Here is a 20,584-nt window from a genome sequence, read left to right as displayed (position 1 = left end):
AAATGTGGGTTTATGGTGCGCTCGGAGGGACTCGAACCCCCACGGTGTTACCCACTGCCACCTCAAGGCAGCGCGTCTACCAATTCCGCCACGAGCGCTTGGGATACCGGATGGAACCCCGAAGGCACCGCCGGATCGACGGGGCCATGTAACAAATCACGGATGCAGGGACAAGGCGATTAATGCGGGAATTAACTGCGAACGCCGGGAGATTTCGGCAGCATTTGCTTGACCTCGACCGCAATCCGGTTGCGGTCGACCAGGACCACCCCGCTGGCCACCGGCAGGTTGTTGGCGAGGATCTTGACCTCGTCGGCCTCCGTGGCATCCAGTTCGATGATGGCGCCGCGGGATAGGCGCATGACCTGGTGAATCGGCATCGTGGTGGTGCCAAGGACCACCATGAGATCAACGCTGACTTTATCGAGGGTGGGCACTTCTGAACCGCCGAACTGGAACTAGATTGTGGGTTCACCTGACCACGTTAGGGTTAGCTAATGGTTAACGACCGCCAGAGCCTCGATTTGACGACCTTTGCGCGCCCTTCGGGCGACCGCGCGGTCGAATGGCGGATTTCGGACCGCGCGGTGCCCTACCCCGATTCGCTCGCCGCCATGGACGACCGGGTGGCGAAGATAGCGGCGGGCTCGGCCCCCGAACTGGTATGGCTGCTGGAGCACCCGCCGCTCTATACCTCCGGCACCAGTGGCAAGGCCGACGATTTGCTCGCGCCGCGCTTTCCGACCTTCCAGAGCGGCCGCGGCGGCCAGGTCACCTATCATGGCCCGGGCCAGCGCGTCGCCTATGTGATGCTCGACCTCAAGCGGCGCCGGCCCGATGTGCGCGCCTATGTCGCTTCGCTGGAAGAATGGATCATCCGCACGCTGGCCGCCTTCAACGTCCGCGGCGAGCGCCGCGAGGACCGCGTCGGGGTCTGGGTGCGGCGCCCGGACAAGGGCGAGGGCCATGAGGACAAGATCGCCGCGATCGGCGTGCGGCTGCGCCGCTGGGTCTCGTTCCACGGCATCGCGATCAATGTCGAGCCCGACCTCTCCCACTTCCAGGCCATCGTGCCCTGCGGCGTGGTCGATCCGCGCTACGGCGTCACCTCACTGGTCGATCTCGGGCTGCCGGTCACGATGGCCGATGTCGACATCGCACTCCGGCAGGCCTTTTCCGAGGTGTTCGGCGACACCGCAGCGCGCCTGCCGGAAGCGACGTCATAGGCTTCACGCCGCCTTCTGCGGCGCTACCTCGAGCTTGCCGGCGATGTAGCGGCGCTCCTGGGTGAGGCCGCCGAAACCATAGGCGTCGCCCTTCACCTCGTCGACATGGGCGTAGCTCTCGGTGTGCAGCGGCCCGAGCAATTCCCCCATCCGCTTGAACAGCGCCGCGAGATAGACCGCCTTCTCGTCCTTGGTGTTGGTGCCCTCGGTGACGTGGATGTCGAGCCAGTAGCTCGCGAGCCCGTGCTCGGCGAGCGGCTTGCCGCCCGCGAACCAGTCGGCGGCATCGGCGCACTTCACAATGATCGCAGTGACCTTGGGATCTTTGTGCAGAATCCGTGCGGTCAGGTCCGACACGGCGGCGGCGATGTCGGACTTCAGCGACGGCCTCTCGCGCGAGGTCGCGTAGGTGACGGTGATGAGCGGCATGATCGGTCTCCTTGAATCCGGTTGGCGCGGGTCAATCGCGCCTCCTCTAGCTAGACCTTCGCGCATCATCTTGGTATCTTATCTATTTAGATAGCAATGATAACGATCATTGATCATGACAACCACGCTCGATATCGACACCGTGCAGGCCTTCCTCCTCGTCGCCGAGCTTCAAGGCTTCACCCGCGCCGCCGAGGCGCTTGGCACCACGCAAGCGGCGATCAGCATGAAGTTGCAGCGGCTCGAAACGGTGCTGGGCAAGCGGCTGGTCGAGCGCTCGCCGCGCGCGGTGCGGCTGACCGCCGACGGCGTGGCGTTCCTGCAGCACGCCCGCGCGCTGATCGAGGTGCATGATCGCGCGCTGGCCGGCGAGACACCGGCGCGCCAGCAGCTCACGCTCGGGATCAGCGATCACGCCGCGGGCCCGGAGCTGGTGCCGCTGCTGGAGCGGTTGCACGCGACGGCCTCCCAGCTTGCCCTCTCCGTGACCATCGGCTTCTCCCGCGAAATGCTCGATACCTACGATGCTGGCGAGCTTGACGCCGTGATCGTGCGCCAGGAAGGCAGCCGGCGCGGCGGCGAGAAGCTGACCGAGGACGAATTCGGCTGGTTCGCCGCCAAACGCTTCGTCTGGCCGCGCGGCGATGCGCTGCCGCTGGCAACGCTGGCGCCGCCCTGCGGCGTGCGCGCCCTCGCCGTGCGCGCGCTCGACAAGGCCGCTATCGCCTGGACCGAAAGCTTCGTCGGCGGCGGCGTCACCGCGGTGGTGGCGGCCGCGCTTGCAGGGCTTGCCGTTGCGCCCCTGGTCCGCCGCATCGCGCCGCCGGGCCTGGTCGATATCGGCCCTGCCCACAGGCTACCGCGGCTCGGCACGTCGAAGGTGATGCTGCATTCGAAAGTCGGCGATCCCGCCAAGCTCGCGGCACTCAGGACGCTGGCTGCGACGTTTCGGAGCGTGGCGTCTGCGGCGTAGATTGAACATCGTAGCGGTTCACATCTAATCTTGGCCTGCCGCCAGTTCGCACATGACGAACCAGTAGGTCAGGCCGGCGACAAACCCGGCCACGACGAACAGGCAAACCAGTCCGGATGTCCAGACAGCCGGAGATCGTAGAAGGACAGTGATGCTCAACGCGCCGATCGCGGCGCCTGCGCAGGCGAAGAATCCCACGGCCCGGATATGGAACTCCTCGGTGAACCAGACGACGATCGCAGTGGGAATTGCTGTGAGCAGACAAGTGATGATGAAGACCGCGGCCGACGGAAGCAGCATCACGAGGATGCGTAGAGCAGCCGCGCGACATCGCCGTGCGACGTCATCATCAGAATGGTCTGACCGACGGCGGAACTCACCGCGGTCGCGGCGCCACAGCCCGCAAGCCAACCTCCGAATGCACGGGAACAGGTGCTGCACATCCAGGCCTCCTCACAAGATCGCATCGAACGCGCTGCGCAAGGTTTCGTGCCGGAACACAAAGCCGTTGCTCAGCGCCTTGTTCGGCAGCACGCGCTGGCCGCCGAGCAAGAGCTCGTCGGCGAAGTCGCCGCCAACGGCGCGGAGCAGCGCCGCCGGCACGCGGAAGATCGCCGGCCGGTGCAGACGGCGTCCGAGCTCCTCGGTGAATTTCGTGTTGGTCACCGGGATCGGCGCGGTCGCGTTGACAGGACCGGACAGCTCAGGTCTCGCAATCACATGCGCGATCAGGCGCACGAGGTCGTCGCGCTCGATCCACGACATCCACTGCTTGCCCGAGCCGAGCGGGCCGCCGAGCCCGAACTCGAACGGCGTCAGCATTCGCGTGATGAAGCCGCCGTCGGTGCCGACCACGAGACCGATCCGCAAATATGCCACGCGCACGCCGTGATCCGCGGCCGGCTTCGCCGCATTCTCCCAGGCCTCGCACAATTCGTGACTGAAGCAGGCGTGGGATTTCGCCGACTCCGTCAGCACCTGGTCCTGCCAGAGTCCGTACCAGCCGATCGCGGAGCCGCTCACGAGTACCGACGGCTTACGTTCGAGGCGCGCGATCAGCTTAATCACGTCAGACGTCATGTCGATCCGTGAGGCGATGATCTTGCGGCACTTGGCCTCGGTCCACAGGCCGTTGCCGATCGGCTCGCCCGCGAGATTGACGATGGCGTCGATCCCGGAGTCGGCGGGCAATTGGTCGAGGCTCGTGATCAGCGTCACCGGCGGCATCAGCATGTCGGCCTTTGCCGGATTGCGGATCAACGCAATCACCTGATGGCTGGATGCGGTGAGGCTCGCGACCAGGCGGCTGCCGATGAAGCCGGTCGCGCCGGTGACGAGCACGGTCTGCCGCGTCGGCAATTTCTCGACCAGCGTCGCGGCCGGCACGCTGGCCATCCGTCCGAGGCGTCTGGCGGCGGCAAAGTCGCGCGCGCCGAACAGCGCGGCGCCGAAGGCCGCAGCCGTCGCGAACAGACTTAACGGACCCGCATAGGCCGGCGCGACGGCGGTCGGCAGCATCGCCCAGCCGATCAGGACCGGCACCAGCAGCACGAGGATGGCGCCGTAATTGATCGCCAGCAGCGTGTGATTGATCCGCTCGCTCGGCGGCAGCTTTCGGCTCAGATCCTCCTCGACGAAATCCATCAAGGTGATGACGACCTCGACGACGAGCACGGCCATGATGGCGATCGCAAGAATGCCGTGCACCTCCAGCCAGCCGAGCACGAGGAACAGCAGCGCATAGAGCATGTTGCGCACGCTGTGCAGCTGGAGCTCGTGGCGCTGCAAGGGACGCCAGGCCAGCCGCTCGGTGAATTCGTGGTGATAGAACGTATCGAATGCGCCCATCGCAATCTGGATGGCGACAAGCGTCCAAAGCAGCGGCGTCATGGCGTGGCCTCCCTGAACACAGCGGACTGACGGATCAGCCGACCGAAACGCGGGTGGATGATCTCCAGCGTGAAGCGGAAGTCGCCGCAGCCGAGATCGGAATGGGTTACGGTGAGATCGCCGGGCGTGAGCCATTCGGGCAGCGGCATCCGAAACGGGCCGAGCTGCAGCGAATAGCCGACGCTGCGAAACACCAGCGCCTCGTGCTCGACCGCGATCCGCAGCGCCATGCTGACGCCGAAGCCGACATACTCCTCGAGCCCGGTCGATCCTGCAAAACGCTTGGCGGAATGAATCACCTGCGGGAAGCCGTCGCGGCGCGCGCAGATGCGGGTCCAGACCTGGCCGCCGCTTGCGGCGTCCTCGGTAACGGTGACGATCATCGGCACGCGCGTTTCGGTGCCGGTCGGGAACGGTCCGCCGATCAGCCGCGCTGCCTGCGCCAGCCACCAGCCGATGCGGCTGCACGCCGCCTCCTCGACCTCGCCGACATAGACGACGGTGTTGCCGTCCTCGAACCGTTTCGAGAAGCGCCGCCAGATCGCAACCGGCAGGCGGCCCCAATCCTCGTCCGACAGCAAGGCGCGGAAGCGATGGTCGTCAAGCAGCTTTGTATCGGAAGTCGGCGCTGTCTTTAAGGTGGATATCCTTGCTGACGCCATCGCACACTCCCGTTACACCGCCGCCTTTATTTGGCCCTGCCCGTGGGCAGGAAACTCACGATTTTCTCGCCGAGCTTGATCAGCGCGACCAGGCGCGGCCGCGGCACGTTCAGCATCTGCGTGTACCAGCGGTCGACCAGCTCGGTGAATGTCAGCATCTCCTTGAGCCGCTTGCTCGCGAGCGGGCTGATCGCCGGATCGTCGGCCGCGTCGGAGACGCAGGCGCGCAGCGCTGCGAGCGCGGGATCAATCTCGCGCTCCTTGCGTCCCGCCGCGATCTTGGCCGCGACCTCCCAGATGTCGGTCTCGGCCTCGAAGTGGTCGCGGCGGTCGCCAAGGATCGGCACCCGCCGGATCAATCCCCAGGACAACAGCTCCTTGATCGAGTTGGAGACGTTGGAGCGCGCCATGCCGAGGGTGTCGGCGATGTCCTCCGCCGTCATCGGCGCTTCGGCGAGGTAGAGCAGCCCGTGGATCTGGCTGACCGAGCGGTTGACGCCCCATTCGTCGCCCATGTCGCCCCAATGCAGGATGAAGCGCTCGACGACGGCAGGAAGTTTTTTCTTGGCGGATATTTCTGTCATAACAGAAATATCAGACCGTTCGGAGCAGAAGTCAAGGCTGGTGGCGCGGCCCTACGAAGACGCGGGCGACATGGCAGGTCTCCTGACCTATCCGACGCCCCGGCAAATGCCGTTCGTCACAGGTGAGGAGTTTTCCTTTGTGGCCCCGAGCTCTTCGTCCAAGCTGATCCGGGTGGATGATTTTTGGGCCGTGCACCGGGTCGCCCGCGTCACGGCCGCAATGGAGATTGCGCATGCCAGCGTCCGACAAGGAGTTCGTTGGGTCCATTCCAGAGCTTTACGACCGGTTCCTCGTGCCGATGATTTTCGAACCCTACGCACGCGATCTGGCGCAACGCGTCAAGGCTCTTGGTCCGCGCGACCTGCTTGAGACGGCAACCGGCACCGGCGCCGTCACCCGCGCGCTGTCGTCCGCGCTCGGGCGCGACACCAGGATCGTGGCGACCGACCTGAATGAACCGATGCTCGAACGAGCGAAGTCACAGATGCCGAGCGGGACCGCAATCACCTGGCGGCAGGCCGATGCACTGAACCTGCCGTTCGACAATGCGAGCTTCGACGTCGTCGCCTGCCAATTCGGCGCGATGTTCTTCCCCGACAAGCCCAAGGGTTATTCGGAGGCTCGCCGTGTGCTGAAGCCGGGCGGCCGTTTCCTGTTCAGCATATGGGGTCGCATCGAAGACAACGAGTTCGCCGACGTGGTGACCCAGGCATTGGCGGAGGTCTTTCCGGCCGATCCGCCGCGCTTCCTGGCGCGCACGCCTTATGGCCACTACGCGGCCGATCCGATCCGGGCCGACCTTGCAGCCGCGGGCTTCAGCAAGATCGAGATCGACGACGTCCGGCTGCAAAGCCGGGCGAATGCGCCGCATGATCCTGCGATCGGCTTTTGCCAGGGATCACCGCTCCGCGGCGAGATCGAGGCGCGCGGCGGTATCGGCCTTGAGGCTGCGACCGAGCACGCCGCATCGGCGCTCGCGCGCCGCTTCGGCAGCGGCGCGATCGAAGGCCGGATTCAGGCGCTGGTGATCTCGGCGGTCGCGTAACGACGCGCTTCAGACCGTCGGCAGGACCGAGAACCGCTCCCCTGCCCGGCGCTGGTTCAAAAGATCGGAGTTGCCTGATGCGGCGTGCACGGCAGCGACGCGCGCCGAGAACGGACCGCGGTTGCATGCCGCAATCATGTCAGTGACGCCGTCGTCGGGGCCGGCAAACACCGCCTCGACGCTGCCGTCGCGGCGATTGCGGACCCAACCTTCGAGGCCGCGTGCGTTTGCCTGCTCGTCGACCCAGGCGCGATATCCGACGCCCTGGACGTGACCGCTAATGGTGACGTGGCGGATCACGCCGCTCATTTCTTCAGACCGAGGAACTCGCCGCTGCGCGCCTTGGTCTCCGCCTCGCGCATGACGCGACCGGTCAGTTCGGACGAAGCGATGCCCTTCAGGTTCTTCGGCGAGGTGCCTTCGCGCAGCGCCTTCAGCGTCTCGTAGACGGCCAGGGTCGCGGCCGCGAATGGCGCGTGGCCCTGCAGCGCGATCCTGACGCGCCGGCTTGCCAGATAGTCGAGCGCGGTCATCTCCTCCGGCGCGCCGCCGAGCACGATCGGCAGCGTCGTCGCGGCCGAGAGCGCCTCCAACTCGCCGCGCGATTTGATGCCGGTGAAGAACAAGCCATCGACGCCGACCGCCTCATAGGCCCTGGCGCGAGCGATCGCATCGTCGAGATCAGTGATCGAGACGGCACCGGTCCGGCCCAGGATGACGAGCGATGGATCGCTGCGGCCGTCAAGCGCGGCCTTCATCTTGCCGACCCCCTCTTCCAGCGAGATCAGCTGGGTCTTGGCCTCGCCGAACGCTTGCGGCAGCAGCGTGTCCTCGATGGTAAGGCCGGCCGCGCCGGCGGCCTCCACCTCCTGAACCGTGCGACGGACATTGAGCGCGTTGCCGTAACCGTGGTCGGCATCGACGAGCACCGGCAGCGTCGACGCACGCGACATGCGGCGTATCTGCTCGGCGAATTCGGTCAGCGTGATCAGCGCAATATCGGGATCGCCGAGCACGGCGAGCGAGGCCACCGAGCCGCCGAACATGCCGAGCTCGAAGCCGAGATCGTCAGCAATCCGGATCGAGGTCGCATCATAGACCGAGCCCGGGCGGATGCAGGTTGATCCGTTGAGAATCGATCGCAGTGCTTCGCGGCGTTTGCGGAAGGCCATGATGTGTCTCCATCCACGTCATTGCGAGGAGCGAAGCGACGAAGCAATCCATCTCTCATCATATGAGGCTAGATGGATTGCTTCGCTGGCGCTCGCAATGACGGTGCTAAGCGAACTCCAGGATCAGCGCGTCGACCGCAAGCGTAGCGCCGGCGGCGGCGTGGATCTTCTTGACCGTGCCGTCACGCTCGGCGCGCAGCACGTTCTGCATCTTCATGGCTTCGACCACCGCCAGGGTCTCGCCGGCCTTGACCTCCTGCCCCTCGGTCACCGCGATCGACACCACGAGACCGGGCATCGGGCACAGCAACTTCTTGCCGGTGTCGGCGGCCGAGACCACCGGCATCAGCCGGGCCGAGGTCGCCTCGGTCTCGGTGAAGACATAGACCGGGACCTCAAAGCCCTGATGCGCGAGGCGGAAGCCGTTGTTGATCGCCCGCACCTGCACGGCGACAAAATTGCCGTCGACGGTGCCCTGCCAGACCGGCTCGCCCGGCACCCAGCCCGACACCAGATTGTGCGGATTGCCGGGCAGCCCGTCGGCGCCGATGAAGCGCACTGCAATCGCGTCATCCTCGCGCGCGACGTCGAGCGCAATCTCGGCGCGGTCGAGCCACACCGCGCGGCGGCGCTCGCGCAGCACCACGCGGCCGCCCATCTGGCCGGAGATCTGCCGCTTGCGCTCGCCCAGCACGTGGTCGATGGCGGCACCGACCGCGGCCAGCCGCCGCGCGATCTCGCCCTCGGGCGCGCGCGCCGAAAACCCCTTGGGGAACTCTTCCGCGATGAAGCCGGTCGACAGCCGGCCCTCGCGCCAGCGCGGATGGTTCATCAAGGCCGACAGGAACGGAATGTTGTGCCGGATGCCGTCGACATAGAAGGCGTCGAGCGCGGTCGCCTGCGCCTCGATCGCCGCGGCGCGCGACGGGGCGTGGGTGACGAGCTTGGCGATCATCGGATCGTAATGGATCGAAATCTCGCCGCCCTCCTGCACGCCGGTGTCGTTGCGGATCGTGATGCCGTCATGGCTGGCCTCGGCCGGCGGACGGTATTTCACCAGGCGGCCGATCGACGGCAGGAAGTTGCGGAACGGATCCTCGGCATAGACGCGGGATTCCACCGCCCAGCCGGTCAGCGTCACGTCCTTCTGCGCGATCGCGAGCTTCTCGCCGGCCGCGACGCGGATCATCTGCTCGACGAGATCGATACCGGTGATCAGCTCGGTGACGGGATGCTCGACCTGCAGGCGGGTGTTCATCTCCAGGAAGTAGAAGCTCTTGTCCTGGCCGGCGACGAATTCCACGGTGCCGGCCGAATCGTAGTTCACCGCCTTGGCCAGCGCGACCGCCTGCTCGCCCATCTTGCGGCGGGTGGTCTCGTCAAGCAGCGGCGACGGCGCCTCCTCGATGACCTTCTGGTTGCGGCGCTGGATCGAGCACTCGCGCTCGCCGAGATAGATCACGTTGCCATGCTTGTCGCCGAGCACCTGGATCTCGATGTGCCGGGGATCGACGATGAACTTCTCGATGAAGACGCGGTCGTCGCCGAACGACGACTTCGCCTCGGCCTTGGCGAGGTTGAAGCCTTCGGCGACCTCCGCCTTCGAATGCGCGATGCGCATGCCCTTGCCGCCGCCGCCGGCGGAGGCCTTGATCATCACGGGATAGCCGATCTCGTCGGCGATCTGGACGGCGTGCTTGTCGTCCTCGATGACGCCGAGATGACCCGGCACGGTCGAGACCTTGGCCTTCGCAGCGGCCTTCTTGGATTCGATCTTGTCGCCCATCGCGGCGATGGCGCCGGGGTTCGGGCCGATGAAGACGATGCCGGCGGCTTCCAGCGCGCGCGGAAACGCCTCGCGCTCGGACAGGAAGCCGTAGCCGGGATGCACCGCCTGCGCGCCGGTCTTGCGGCAGGCCTCGACGATCTTGTCGATCAGAAGATAGCTCTCGGCCGCGGCCGGCGGTCCGATCAACACGGCCTCATCGGCCATCTCGACATGCAGCGCATCGCGGTCGGCCTCGGAATAGACGGCGACCGTCTCAATCCCCATACGGCGCGCAGTCTTGATGACCCGGCAGGCGATCTCGCCGCGGTTGGCGATCAGGATTTTCTTGAACATGCTCTTCTTGCTTGGGCTTCTTAGGACTTGGGCTTTGGCAGGATTCCTCCCCGCGCAATCTGGCACGGGCGATTGGGCGTAACCACTCCGTGGTACAGCAAATTGCCCCGGAGGCAACGGTCTAATGCACGCCTTGCCCGATGCTTGGCCAAATCCTCGGCCAAATCCTCGGCGGTAGCCTGAGGGGTATTTCAGCCCGAATAGGTCTTGAAGCGGCCACGCGAATGCGCCTTCGCGACGGCTTTCATCAGTTCGCTGACCTCGTTCTCCAGGAATTCATTGGCCACGATCAGCGCCCGGATGGTGGCGCGCAGATTGCCGCCGCAGGCGGAAATGGCCTGATCGACAGCGGCTTCCAGCCCGTCATCGTCGTCAGATTCGGGCCGTGCAGACATCATGGGGTATCCGGGATTCAGTTGGCGCATCATGTTCCTATTTTGTTCTCATCAAGTCAATCGGATCTTTGATCGGACGCGGTTCTTCTGGGCCGCCTTTCTCTTCCGCCGCCAGCGTGCGAGGCATTACAGAGTCCAGATGTCGGTGACGATTTCAGCGAGGACGTTGATGATGAACTCGGCTATGCGCATCCCTTCGATGGCAATGTCCGGCCGTTCTACGTCGCGGAATGCCGATCGGGACGTGACGGTGCGCACGTCCCCATTCGCGAACGGTCCTTGGTTGGATCGTACCGGCTTGTGCTAGAAGTTCGGCTGCCCGCCAAAGATCTGAAGTTGAGAAAATGCGGTTTCGAAATCCGGTCGCCACGACGCTTCTCCTGACTTGCCTGTCTGCAATCCCTGGCCTGCCCGCGACCGCCGGCCCGGCGGCGTCAGCGATCATCAAGGACGCCGGCACCGTTCAGCTCGGCAGCACAACCTATCGGCTCGACGGCATCGACGCGCCGGCGGTCGATCAGCTCCGCATCGACGAGCACGCCGACGTCTGGACCTGCGGGATCGAGGCGCGCGACCAGCTGAGCAGGCTGATCGGCGGCAAGCAGATTCACTGCGACGATATCGGCGTCGATCCGACCTTCAGGAAACGCCGCCTCGGCGTCTGCAAGATCGAGGGCGACCCGACCAGCCTCAGCCAGGTGCTGGTCCAGAAAGGCTATGCTCTCAATGTCGAAAACTCGGCCACTGGCCGATTCAAGCCGGATGAAGCCACCGCCAAGGACAATCGTGCCGGGCTCTGGAAGGGCTGCTTCGTGGCGCCGCGCGATTTTCGTACGGCCAGGAAGGACGGCGCCCTGCTCGGCAACGCCTGCCCCGCCGACCGCGACCAGCAGATCCGCAACGCGCTCTTCCCCGACGACCTGCCGATGCCGGCAAGCTGCAACATCAAGGGCAAGTACGCCGTGCGCGCCCGCGTCACCGGCAATGTCGGCATCTACCACCTGCAGGTGTGCCGCAGTTACCCGGGCCTCGGCAATCCGGATCGCTGGTTCTGCTCCGAGGAGGATGCACAGGCGGCCGGGTTCCGCCGGGCCTATAATTGCCGCCCGCCCAAAGCCAAGTGAAGGGCTCGTGGATTGCATCGTCATTCCGGGGCGCGAAGCGAACCCGGAATCTCGAGATTCCGGGTTCGACGCTTCGCATCGCCCCGGAATGACTCAGCCTAACGATCGCCATAAATCAAGCTGGCAAAGCCGCCGCGTCCTGTGTGAAACTGCACCGAGAGGTTGCCGGCGCGTATGACCCCATCCGATCCCGCTGATGTGCTTCCCGAAGCTGCGGCAGCCGAACGGCTGCGGCAGCATCTTGAGGAGATCGCGCGCGAACGCGATCGCGCCCATCGCGAGCTCCAGGAGCGCGAGGCGGAGCTGGCGCGGATCCAGCGCATCGCGCGGGTCGGCGGACTCGAGATCGATTTCCGCGACGGCGTGCGCAACCGCCGCTCTCCCGAATATCTCCTGGTGCATGGGCTGCCGCCCGACGAGATCAACGAGACCTATGAGAACTGGGTCGCGCGCATCCACCCCGAGGATCGCGAGCGCACGATCCGGCACCTGTTCGGTGTGCTCAAGGCCGGCGGCGAAGACTACACGGCCGAATACCGCATCGTCCGCCCGAACGACGGTGAGAGCCGCTGGATCCGCGTCGTCGCCAAGATCGAGCGCGACCGCAGCGGCCGTGCGCTGCGGCTGGTCGGCGCGGATCTCGACGTCACCGATCAGATGCTGGCGCAGGAGACCCTGCGGGAGAGCGAGGAGCGCTTCCGCCTGATCGCCGACAGCGCGCCGGTGCCGATCTGGGTGACCAAGCTCGACCGCACCCGCTCCTTTGCCAACCAGGCCTATCTCGACTTCCTTGGACTGCCGTTCGAGGAAGCGATTGTGTTCGACTGGCGCAAGGCGCTGCATCCGGATGACCTGCCGCAAATTTTGCAGGAGCAGATCACCGGCGAGCTGTCGCTGAAGCCATTCGTGCTCGAGGCCCGCTATCGGAATGCCGCGGGCGATTGGCGCTGGCTGCGCTCGGAATCGCAGCCGCGCTGGGACCCGAACGGCAAGCATATCGGCTTCATCGGCGTCGCCCACGATATCACGGCGGCCAAGGAAGCCGAGATCGAGCTTCGCAAGCTCAACGAGTCGCTGGAGCGACGCATCCTGGAGCGCACCGCGCAGCTCGAATCCCGCGAAGCGCAGACGCGCGCGATCCTGGAAACCAGCCATCAATACCAGATGCTGCTCAACCGCGATGGCGGCCTGCTCTACACCAACCAGACGGCGCTGGCCGGCATCTGTACCGATGCCGCCGACGTCGTCGGCAAGCCGTTCTGGGACACGCCGTGGTTCGCCGCGACCGAGGGCATGCCGCGCGTGATCCAGAATGCCTTTGCGACCGTGATGCGCGGCGAGGAAGTCAAGATCGAGATGCAGCTGCGCCTGCCGATCGGCGAACGCTATTTCGATTTCGCGATGCGGCCGCTGCAGGACCAGCACGGCACCATCGTCGGCGCCGTGCCGGAGGCCGTCGACATCACCGAACGGCGCCGCGGCGAGGAGGCCCTGCGGCAATCGCAGAAGATGGAAGCGGTGGGCCAGCTCACCGGCGGCGTCGCGCATGATTTCAACAATCTGCTCACTATCATTCGCTCCGCGACCGACTTCCTGCGCCGCCGCGAGCTGCCGGATGACCGGCGCCGCCGTTATATCGACGCGATCTCCGAGACCGTGGAGCGGGCCTCCAAGCTCACCGCGCAACTATTGGCATTTGCGCGCAGGCAACCGCTCAATCCGGAAGTGTTCAATGTCGGGACGCAGGTCGACAGCGTGACGCAGCTGATCCGGCCGCTGGTCGGCGCGCGGATTCACATCGAGGTCAGGATCGAGGATCCGGATTGCTTTGCGATCGCCGACATCGGCCAGTTCGAGACCGCACTGCTCAATCTCGCGGTCAACGCCCGCGATGCCATGAGCGGCGAAGGTCAGCTGACGATCGGCGTCCGGAAGGTGAAGAATATCCCTGCCCTGCGCGCCCAGGCCTCGCGCAGCGGCGATTTCGTCACGGTCTCGATCCAGGACACCGGCACCGGAATCTCGCCGGAAAATCTCGACGCGATCTTCGAACCGTTCTTCACGACCAAGGAGGTCGGCAAGGGAACGGGTCTCGGATTGAGCCAGGCCTTCGGCTTCGTCAAGCAATCCGACGGCGACATCGAGGTCACCTCTACGCCCGGGCACGGTGCGACCTTCACCATCTATCTGCCGCACGCGATGCGCCCGGCGGACGCCAAGGTCGCAGCCAGCGCCGGCATCGAGCAGGCTTCGATCGGCCGCGGCTATCGCGTCCTCGTGGTGGAAGACAACGACGATGTCGGCCAGTTCTCCACCGAGCTGCTCGAGGATCTCGGCTATTCGGTCAAGCGCGCGGCCAATGCCAATGCCGCGCTCTCGATCCTCTCGGAGAACGAGTTCGCCGCCGACCTGGTGTTCTCCGACGTGATCATGCCGGGCATGAACGGCGTCGAGCTCGCCGGAATCATCCGCGATCGCTTTCCCGGCCTGCCCGTGGTGCTGACCAGCGGCTACAGCAACGTACTCGCCGAGAATGCGCACAGCGGCTTCGAGCTGATCCAGAAACCATATTCGGTCGAGGCGCTGTCACGGACGCTCCGAAAGGCGATCGCCGAACAGCGGGCGACCGCTTCCAAGCCCTGATCCCGCCGCCGGCCGCGCCCTACTGGATCACGACATGCGCGACGCCGAGCTGAAGGATGCCGAGCGCGCGGGCCGCGGTGGTCGAAACATCGATGATCCGCCCACGAACGAACGGGCCGCGGTCATTGACGCGGCACCGGATCGATTTTCCCAGATAGGAGACGGTGATCATGCTGCCGAATGGCCGCTTGCGATGCGCGCAGGTCATCTCGCCACTCTTGCCGATGCCACGATAATAGGACGCAAGGCCACTCTCTGCGTTTGCCATGCACGAGGCAAACAGCAGCATGGCCGCGGACATTGCTTCGGTTTTCATCGATCGCCTGCCGGTCGAGCCCCGCAAAGGAACGCGGTTCCACGGCTTCGGTTCCGCGCCCCGGCGTCGGCAGGTCGATTTTTAGGAACTTTTCGACGGAAAGCGTCAGGCGGTCGCGGCGGGATCGATCAGGGCGATGCCGAGCTCGGGCCGCTTCCGCCGGCGAAGCCTGGCGGGGGCTTCCGTGACCACAACCTCCAGCGTCGGGCGGACGATGCCAGCAAGCAGATGGCCGCCGCGGGTCGATCCGTCCGACAGTCCGAGCACGATATGCATGTGCAGGCTGGCCTTGCCGTCGTCGCCGGTCGCGATGTCGCCGAGCGCGCACAGCACCTCGCACTGCTCGTCGATCTCGATCTTCCGGTAGCTCTTGGATGCGAAATCGAACCAGCCGACGGTTGCCCGCTCGAACGCGCCGATCGCGCTGAGCGATGCCGCCGTCACCTTCGCGTCATTGGCGAACTTCGTCAGCGCGCCGAACGCTTCCTCGCCGCTATCGAGCACGACGACGTGAATCTGCGCGCTGGGCGCATCGGACACGAGCTTGCTTTTCATGGACCGCCTCGCCTCTCAAGAGCTTCCACTCCCAATCGGGGACGGCGACGATTGTTCCTGACGGACCGGATCGGCAGCCGCTCAGGCGGCGACGCTATCGGCCGCGAGCAGCGTCCGCAGGTCCCGCGCAGGAACCGGCCTGCTGAACAAATAGCCCTGCATCTGCGTGCAGCCGAGCATCTGTACGGTGTCGCGCTGCTGGTCGGTCTCGACGCCCTCGGCGGTGGTGATCATGTTGCGGTCGGCTGCGATCGAAACCACGGCGCGGATGATCGAGGCCGAGCCGCTGTTGCGGGTCACTTCCTTGACGAAGCTGCGGTCGATCTTGATCTTGTCGAACGGGAAGCGCTGCAAGTATTGCAGCGACGAGTATCCGGTGCCGAAATCGTCGAGCGCGATGTGGACACCGAGCGCGCGGAGCTGGCCGAGCGTGACCAGCGCCGCATCGTCGTCAGCGATCAGCACCGCCTCGGTGATCTCGAGCTCGAGCCGGCGCGGATCGAGCCCGCTCTCGGCAAGCGCATTCGCAACCTTCAGCGCCAGCGTCTCCGACTTGAACTGGATCGGCGAGACGTTGACCGCGACGCGCACATGCGCCGGCCAGGCTGCCGCCTCGATACAGGCGGTGCGCAGCACCCACTGCCCGATCTCCTCGATCAGCCCGGTCTCCTCGGCAACCGGTATGAATTCCGCCGGCGAGATCATGCCGCGCATGGGGTGCCGCCAGCGCAGCAACGCTTCGCAGCCGGTCACCTCGTCGCTGCGCAGGTCGACCAGCGGCTGGTAGTGCAGCTCGAAGCCACCCTCGGCCAGCGCGGTGCGTAAATCGGCCTCCAGCGCGCGGCGCAGATTGGCCTGCGCCTCCATCGCCGGATCGAAGAAGCGATGGGTCCTGCGGCCCGCCGCCTTGGCGGCGTACATCGCAAGGTCGGCACATTTGAGCAGGCGGAACAGGTCGGAGCCGTGGCGCGGGGCGATCGCAATGCCGATGCTGGCGTCGCTCGACAAATGATGGCCGAGGCAGTCGAACGGCGTGCGCAGCGACTGATAGACGCGTGCGACCAGGTCGCCGACGTCGTCGTCCGAGGTGATGTCGTGCTGGACGATCGCGAACTCGTCGCCGCCGAGCCGAGCGATGAAGTCGTTCGACCCGACCGACTGGCGCAATTTCTCGGCCACGCGCCGCAGAAACTCATCGCCGATCAGATGGCCCAGCGTGTCGTTGATCCGCTTGAACTCGTCGATATCGATGTAATGGATGGCGAACTCGCGCGTGGCGGCCTCGAGCAGCAGCCCTTCCGCGTGGCGCTGGAACAGCGTCCGGTTCGGCAGATTGGTCAGCGCATCGTAATGCGCGAGATACTCGATCCGCGCCTGCGCACGCCGCCCATCGGTGACGTCCTCGAGCGTGGTGGCCCAGCCGCCGTCGGGCGCACGCTTGTAGATCAGGCGGATGCTGCGACCGTCAGGCGTCATGATCACGGAGTCCCGGACCTCATCGCCCCTCGGGTTGGTGAAGCGGGCGCAGTACTCGTCGACGTCGCCGACAAACGAGCCGATCGCCTGGCGATGCAGGATCAGGTCGCGCAGATGGCAGCCCGGCCTCGCGACATCAGCCGAAAGGCCGAACATGTCGATATATTGCTGGTTGCAGATCACGAGCCGCGCCGAGGCGTCGAACAGCAGCAGCCCCTGCGTCATGGTGTTGATCGCGGTGTCGAGGTGCTGGCTCTTCTCGGACAGCCGGCGGCTTGCCGCATCATGCTGCCGCTGCAGCTGGCGCACGATCAGGAAGACCGCGAAGCTGATGATCAGGACCGCCAACACGGCTGCGCAGAATTGCAGTTTGGTCTGGGCGCGCCAGTCCTCCAGCGCGCTCGATGTTTTCGTGGTAGCGAGGATCAGGATTGGAAAATGCGACAGCGATCTGACCGCGCCGACGTTCTCCTCGCCCGAAGCGCCAACGAACCGTCCCGACGTGTTGCCGCCAAAGCTGATGACCTTTTGGAACACCGGCAGGTTGATGATGTTACGGCCGATCACGGCGGCATCCTGCGGATAGCGTGCGATGATGGTGCCGTCGCGGTGGATCATCGAAATCACGGTGTCGCCGCTCAGCGCCAGCGAGGCGACGAAATCCTCGAAATGGCTCGGCTCGACGCCGCGGCTGGCGAAGCCGATGATCTCGCCGTTGCGCCCGGTGATCTTGCGCGCAAAGATCGTGGTCCAGTTGCCGCTCACCTTGCTCATTGCGGGCTCGACGATCACAGGCGAGGTCGGGCGTCCCGAGGTGAACTCCTGGAAATAGCGCCGGTCCGCGACGCTGATATCGGGCACCGGCCACATCTCGGATGAGTTGATCAGCCATCCCTTGGCGTTGAACAGATTGAGCCCGCCGACATGCGGCAGCGCCGCCAGCCGCGTGCGCAGCATCTCGTGCGCGCTCAAGAGCGACATGTTCTTTTCGAACTGATCGGCGGTCTCGACCTGCTCGGCCCGCAGATAATTCACGATGTCGTCGTGGACATGCTGGAGGTCGGTAAGCTGCTGGTCGAAATGCCGCGACAGCAGCAGCGCGGTGTTGTTGAGCTCGCGCTCGGACATCTCCAGCGCGCGCTCGCGAAACTGCAGCGCGAGATAGCCGGTGCCAAGCGTGATGGCGAGCACCAGCAGCGCGGCACTCAGGACGAGCCACTGGATGGCGCCCATCCTGCTGGCGCGCAACACACCTTTGATCGACAGCCGCCGGTATTCCGGCACGCTGCTCGTTGAGACAACCGACATTTTCCTGCCCCTGTGGATGCCCTTGTACGGGAACACAACCCAAGGGGTGGTTAGGAAAATCAGTTATCGGACGGTTAAGGCCAGCGTGGACTCGCGCGCAACCGGCCCCCCCGGCCGCTCCATGCTCACGAGCTGCAGCAAGCCGATGCCCCAGGCGGCGCGGCCTGGGGCTGTGGGGCGCAACACGCGCTCTGTTTGTCTTCCTGCTTCTCGTGCGCGACACGCGCGGTCCGCTCGCCGGTGCCGTCGCCATAGACGATGCTCTCACCGGTCGTATGGAACGTCTCCCAGGCGATCCCCGCGGGATCGTCGATCCACGACTTCTCGGACTTGGCATAGCAGCACACCGTCTGGCCCTGCTCGATGACCTCGCCGCCGGCCTTGCGCAGCCGTCCATACACTTCGCCGAGCTCCTCCGCGCTCTCGACCTGAATGCCGAGATGGTCGAGGCCCGGTTCGCGGCCGCGGGTCGAGATCGCGAAGTTGACGCGGGGATCGTCGAGCATCCATTTGGCATAATCGGATTTCACGACCGTCGGCTCGGCCCCGAACAGCGCCGAGTAGAAGCCGACCGATTGCGGGATGTCCTTGACGGCGACGTGAACATGCATGCGCTTCATGGTGCAGTCCCTTTAGGGCGGCGACGCTGGCTGGATATTCCATCCCAAGCATGCTCAGATATCAACAGCGTTACAACAGGAGTTCTGCTGCGGAATGGATGCGCTGACGCTGTTCGGGTTATTCGCCGTGACCATGATGCTCGTCTGCTATGCGGCCGAAGATCGCAGCCCCTGGTTCATCCTGGCCTTCGCTGTCTCCTGCGCGCTCGGCTCGGCCTACGGTTTCCTGCAGGGCGCCTGGCCGTTCGGCCTCGTCGAAGCGATCTGGGCGGTCGTCGCGGCGCGCCGATGGTTGATGCGCCGAACCGCAAACCGCGCGTAACGTTATAGTATCCACGGCCAATCTGTCGCGGACCCGAACTTGAATGCGCGCGGGCACGGCGCTAAGTAGGCCCCATGGACGCTTCGCGCACCATGATTCAGTCTTCTCCTCACGCAACGGGATCGCGCCGCTGGCGCAGCCTGCTTGCGGGACTGATTTCGCTCGCGCTGGTGCTGTCGTTCTTCCACGGCTGGACCTCCGACGGCGATGCCGACGCGGCTGCCGGCTTCTCGATCGCACAGTCGATCAACGACGCCAGCGCCGGCGGCAAGGCTCCGGCGCATCCGGCCTCGCCTCACGGCGACCATTGCCTGACGCACGTCGCGTCCGTGGCTCCGCAGGAGACCGCGTTCCCGATCGCCTATGCGCCGCATAGCTATGGCCACAGCAGCACTGAGCTGCCCGCTTCGGCCGACCGCCTCTCTCCCTTCAAGCCACCCCGCGCCTGATCCGGTCGACATGACCGGCCGTGCGCTGCTGCCATTCGGCGGCGCGCACGCTTCCGCACAGATCGATGTCGCGACAGCGCAGGGCCATAGGCCTGCGCTGTGGAGAGGCGCATATGAAACGGGTTGTTCTATTTTTCGCCGGCATGGCCGCCGGCATTGCACTGGTCGTTGTGGCGGCCGGATGGATCGGCTGGCCGGTCAGGTTCTCGGCTGCGACGCAGGAGACTGCGACCACAGACACAAAGACCGAGGCCCGGTACGAGGCCCCCGGACATATCGAGCTGAGCGAAGACCAGGTTCGCGAAGCCGGCATCACGTTCGCGCAAGCCAGCGGCGGCATGCTGAAGCGGCATTTCCTCGCGCCGGGATCGCTGATCCCCGATGCGGATCACATCGGCCGGGTCTCGGTGCGCGTGCTTGCGACGGTCACGGAACTGCGCAAGCGCCTCGGCGATGTCGTCGAGAAGGGCGAGATCGTCGCCGCGATCGAAAGCCGCGAGGTGGCCGACGCCAAGAGCGAATACCTCGCCGCGCGGCTCACCAACGATCTGCAGCAGACTCTCTACGCGCGGCAGAAGACGCTGGTCGAGACCCGCATCGTGTCGGAGAACGAGTTCCTGCGGACGCGGCTGACCGCGAATGATGCCCAGATCAAGCTCGACGGCGCCCGGCAGAAGCTGTTTGCGCTGGGCCTCTCGGAGAGCGAGATTGCCGATCTGCCGAACCAGCCCCCGGAAAGCCTGCGGACGCAGTTCTTGCGCGCGCCGATCAGCGGCCGGGTGTCCGAACGGCGTGTCGACCTCGGCGGATTGATCGGGCGCGAGGGCCAGGAGAGCGAGCTCTATGTCATCGTCAATCTCGATGACATCTGGGTCGACCTCGCGGTCTCCCCCGAAGACATCGGCGCGGTTCGCGAAGGCGTTTCGGTGAAAATCCGCGCCATCGGCACCGAGGATGAAGCCAATGCCGGCGTGATCTTCGTCAGCCCCCTGCTCGACCGCGAGACCCGCAACGCGCGTGTGATCGCGACCATGCCCAACAAGGACCACCGCTGGAAGCCGGGCACCTTCGTCACCGCGGAGGTCCCGCTGTCGGGTGCGCCGTCGACCGTGATCGTCTCGAAGAAGGCGCTTCAAACCATCAAGGGAACGCCAACCTTGTTCGTGCGCGATGCCGACGGCTTCGAGGCGAGATCGGTGCGGACCGGCCGCGAGGACGACGACGATATCGAGATCGTTGCCGGCCTGTCAGCCGGCGAGACCATCGCGGTGC

Annotated in this window: 23 protein-coding genes and 1 tRNA gene; 8 read left to right on the top strand and 16 right to left on the bottom strand. The window is 65.4% G+C overall.

Going from position 1 to position 20,584, the window contains the following annotated elements; genetic code table 11:
• Positions 1 to 13 precede the first annotated feature (13 nt).
• Together PMN64_RS27020 and PMN64_RS27015 are read right to left on the bottom strand one after the other, a co-directional pair.
• A tRNA-Leu gene (locus PMN64_RS27020) sits at positions 14 to 98 on the bottom strand.
• Positions 99 to 191: 93 nt separating this feature from the next.
• Positions 192 to 437: a FliM/FliN family flagellar motor switch protein gene (locus PMN64_RS27015; RefSeq protein WP_021080574.1), complete on the bottom strand. Its 246-nt coding sequence runs from the start codon at positions 435 to 437 to the stop codon at positions 192 to 194.
• Positions 438 to 497: 60 nt separating this feature from the next.
• Between PMN64_RS27015 and lipB the strand changes: the two genes are divergently transcribed.
• The gene (gene lipB, locus PMN64_RS27010; RefSeq protein WP_028339201.1) at positions 498 to 1,226 is read left to right on the top strand and encodes a lipoyl(octanoyl) transferase LipB; all 729 of its coding nucleotides are present in this window, start codon (positions 498 to 500) and stop codon (positions 1,224 to 1,226) included.
• A 3-nt stretch (positions 1,227 to 1,229) separates the two neighbouring features.
• Here the strand turns inward: lipB and PMN64_RS27005 are convergent, their stop codons facing one another.
• The gene (locus PMN64_RS27005) at positions 1,230 to 1,655 is read right to left on the bottom strand and encodes a tautomerase family protein (protein ID WP_411782828.1); all 426 of its coding nucleotides are present in this window, start codon (positions 1,653 to 1,655) and stop codon (positions 1,230 to 1,232) included.
• A gap of 115 nt (positions 1,656 to 1,770) precedes the next feature.
• Here PMN64_RS27005 and PMN64_RS27000 point away from each other — a divergent pair, with 115 nt between their 5' ends.
• Positions 1,771 to 2,628: a LysR family transcriptional regulator gene (locus PMN64_RS27000; protein ID WP_411782827.1), complete on the top strand. Its 858-nt coding sequence runs from the start codon at positions 1,771 to 1,773 to the stop codon at positions 2,626 to 2,628.
• 24 nt (positions 2,629 to 2,652) lie between these two features.
• Here PMN64_RS27000 and PMN64_RS26995 read toward each other — a convergent pair whose 3' ends face one another.
• Genes PMN64_RS26995 through PMN64_RS26980 form a run of 4 tightly spaced genes read right to left on the bottom strand, consistent with a single transcriptional unit; the run spans position 2,653 to position 5,764 of the window.
• Positions 2,653 to 3,069 carry a hypothetical protein gene (locus PMN64_RS26995; protein WP_411782826.1) on the bottom strand — a complete coding sequence of 139 codons (417 nt, stop codon included), beginning with the start codon at positions 3,067 to 3,069 and terminating at the stop codon, positions 2,653 to 2,655.
• 12 nt (positions 3,070 to 3,081) lie between these two features.
• Positions 3,082 to 4,518 (bottom strand): TIGR01777 family oxidoreductase, encoded by a 1,437-nt coding sequence (locus tag PMN64_RS26990; protein ID WP_411782825.1) that lies wholly within the window; start codon positions 4,516 to 4,518, stop codon positions 3,082 to 3,084.
• Positions 4,515 to 5,180, bottom strand: coding sequence for a DUF4166 domain-containing protein (locus tag PMN64_RS26985; RefSeq protein ID WP_028339206.1), 666 nt, complete (start codon positions 5,178 to 5,180; stop codon positions 4,515 to 4,517). Before PMN64_RS26985 ends, PMN64_RS26990 begins: the two co-directional genes overlap by 4 nt.
• Positions 5,181 to 5,206: 26 nt before the next feature.
• Entirely contained in the window at positions 5,207 to 5,764 is a 558-nt protein-coding gene (locus PMN64_RS26980; RefSeq protein ID WP_028339207.1) for a GbsR/MarR family transcriptional regulator, read from the bottom strand.
• Positions 5,765 to 5,997: 233 nt separating this feature from the next.
• Here PMN64_RS26980 and PMN64_RS26975 point away from each other — a divergent pair, with 233 nt between their 5' ends.
• Complete coding sequence (locus PMN64_RS26975) at positions 5,998 to 6,810, top strand: class I SAM-dependent methyltransferase (protein WP_028339208.1); 813 nt, start codon at positions 5,998 to 6,000, stop codon at positions 6,808 to 6,810.
• A gap of 9 nt (positions 6,811 to 6,819) precedes the next feature.
• Here the strand turns inward: PMN64_RS26975 and PMN64_RS26970 are convergent, their stop codons facing one another.
• The 5 genes from PMN64_RS26970 to PMN64_RS26950 form a co-directional block, all read right to left on the bottom strand.
• A complete protein-coding gene (locus tag PMN64_RS26970) occupies positions 6,820 to 7,119 on the bottom strand; it encodes an acylphosphatase (RefSeq protein ID WP_028339209.1) in 300 nt (99 codons plus the stop codon).
• Positions 7,116 to 7,982 carry an oxaloacetate decarboxylase gene (locus PMN64_RS26965; RefSeq protein ID WP_028339210.1) on the bottom strand — a complete coding sequence of 289 codons (867 nt, stop codon included), beginning with the start codon at positions 7,980 to 7,982 and terminating at the stop codon, positions 7,116 to 7,118. Before PMN64_RS26965 ends, PMN64_RS26970 begins: the two co-directional genes overlap by 4 nt.
• Before the next feature lie 106 nt (positions 7,983 to 8,088).
• A complete protein-coding gene (locus PMN64_RS26960) occupies positions 8,089 to 10,104 on the bottom strand; it encodes an acetyl/propionyl/methylcrotonyl-CoA carboxylase subunit alpha (RefSeq protein ID WP_028339211.1) in 2,016 nt (671 codons plus the stop codon).
• Between the two features lie 191 nt (positions 10,105 to 10,295).
• Positions 10,296 to 10,502, bottom strand: coding sequence for a hypothetical protein (locus PMN64_RS26955; RefSeq protein ID WP_016840474.1), 207 nt, complete (start codon positions 10,500 to 10,502; stop codon positions 10,296 to 10,298).
• Between the two features lie 123 nt (positions 10,503 to 10,625).
• Entirely contained in the window at positions 10,626 to 10,757 is a 132-nt protein-coding gene (locus PMN64_RS26950) for a hypothetical protein (RefSeq protein ID WP_259242716.1), read from the bottom strand.
• An 86-nt stretch (positions 10,758 to 10,843) separates the two neighbouring features.
• On the opposite strand from PMN64_RS26950, the gene PMN64_RS26945 reads away from it, so the two are divergent.
• The gene (locus PMN64_RS26945; RefSeq protein WP_411782824.1) at positions 10,844 to 11,623 is read left to right on the top strand and encodes a thermonuclease family protein; all 780 of its coding nucleotides are present in this window, start codon (positions 10,844 to 10,846) and stop codon (positions 11,621 to 11,623) included.
• Between the two features lie 174 nt (positions 11,624 to 11,797).
• Positions 11,798 to 14,266, top strand: coding sequence for a PAS domain S-box protein (locus PMN64_RS26940; RefSeq protein ID WP_411782823.1), 2,469 nt, complete (start codon positions 11,798 to 11,800; stop codon positions 14,264 to 14,266).
• A 19-nt stretch (positions 14,267 to 14,285) separates the two neighbouring features.
• On the opposite strand, the gene PMN64_RS26935 is transcribed toward PMN64_RS26940, so the two are convergent.
• From PMN64_RS26935 to PMN64_RS26920, 4 genes are all read right to left on the bottom strand, one after another.
• On the bottom strand, positions 14,286 to 14,582 hold the full coding sequence (locus tag PMN64_RS26935; RefSeq protein WP_411782822.1) for a septal ring lytic transglycosylase RlpA family protein: 297 nt from the start codon (positions 14,580 to 14,582) through the stop codon (positions 14,286 to 14,288).
• A 105-nt stretch (positions 14,583 to 14,687) separates the two neighbouring features.
• Positions 14,688 to 15,137, bottom strand: a complete 450-nt coding sequence (locus PMN64_RS26930) for a PPC domain-containing DNA-binding protein (RefSeq protein WP_411782821.1) — start codon at positions 15,135 to 15,137, stop codon at positions 14,688 to 14,690.
• Positions 15,138 to 15,218: 81 nt separating this feature from the next.
• The gene (locus PMN64_RS26925; protein WP_411782820.1) at positions 15,219 to 17,921 is read right to left on the bottom strand and encodes an EAL domain-containing protein; all 2,703 of its coding nucleotides are present in this window, start codon (positions 17,919 to 17,921) and stop codon (positions 15,219 to 15,221) included.
• 125 nt (positions 17,922 to 18,046) lie between these two features.
• Positions 18,047 to 18,541 carry an ArsI/CadI family heavy metal resistance metalloenzyme gene (locus PMN64_RS26920; RefSeq protein ID WP_411782819.1) on the bottom strand — a complete coding sequence of 165 codons (495 nt, stop codon included), beginning with the start codon at positions 18,539 to 18,541 and terminating at the stop codon, positions 18,047 to 18,049.
• A gap of 94 nt (positions 18,542 to 18,635) precedes the next feature.
• Here PMN64_RS26920 and PMN64_RS26915 point away from each other — a divergent pair, with 94 nt between their 5' ends.
• From PMN64_RS26915 to PMN64_RS26905, 3 genes are all read left to right on the top strand, one after another.
• Positions 18,636 to 18,863: a hypothetical protein gene (locus tag PMN64_RS26915; RefSeq protein WP_411782818.1), complete on the top strand. Its 228-nt coding sequence runs from the start codon at positions 18,636 to 18,638 to the stop codon at positions 18,861 to 18,863.
• A 92-nt stretch (positions 18,864 to 18,955) separates the two neighbouring features.
• Positions 18,956 to 19,312, top strand: a complete 357-nt coding sequence (locus PMN64_RS26910; protein WP_155258361.1) for a hypothetical protein — start codon at positions 18,956 to 18,958, stop codon at positions 19,310 to 19,312.
• A gap of 113 nt (positions 19,313 to 19,425) precedes the next feature.
• Positions 19,426 to 20,584, top strand: a 1,159-nt coding sequence (locus PMN64_RS26905; protein ID WP_411782817.1) for an efflux RND transporter periplasmic adaptor subunit, incomplete at its 3' end; no start/stop codon positions are given.

It is taken from the genome of Bradyrhizobium sp. UFLA01-814 (assembly GCF_046718885.1).
Taxonomy (GTDB): domain Bacteria; phylum Pseudomonadota; class Alphaproteobacteria; order Rhizobiales; family Xanthobacteraceae; genus Bradyrhizobium; species Bradyrhizobium elkanii.
The sequence above is the reverse complement of the archived record's forward strand: the minus strand, read 5'-3'. Positions and strand labels throughout refer to the sequence as shown.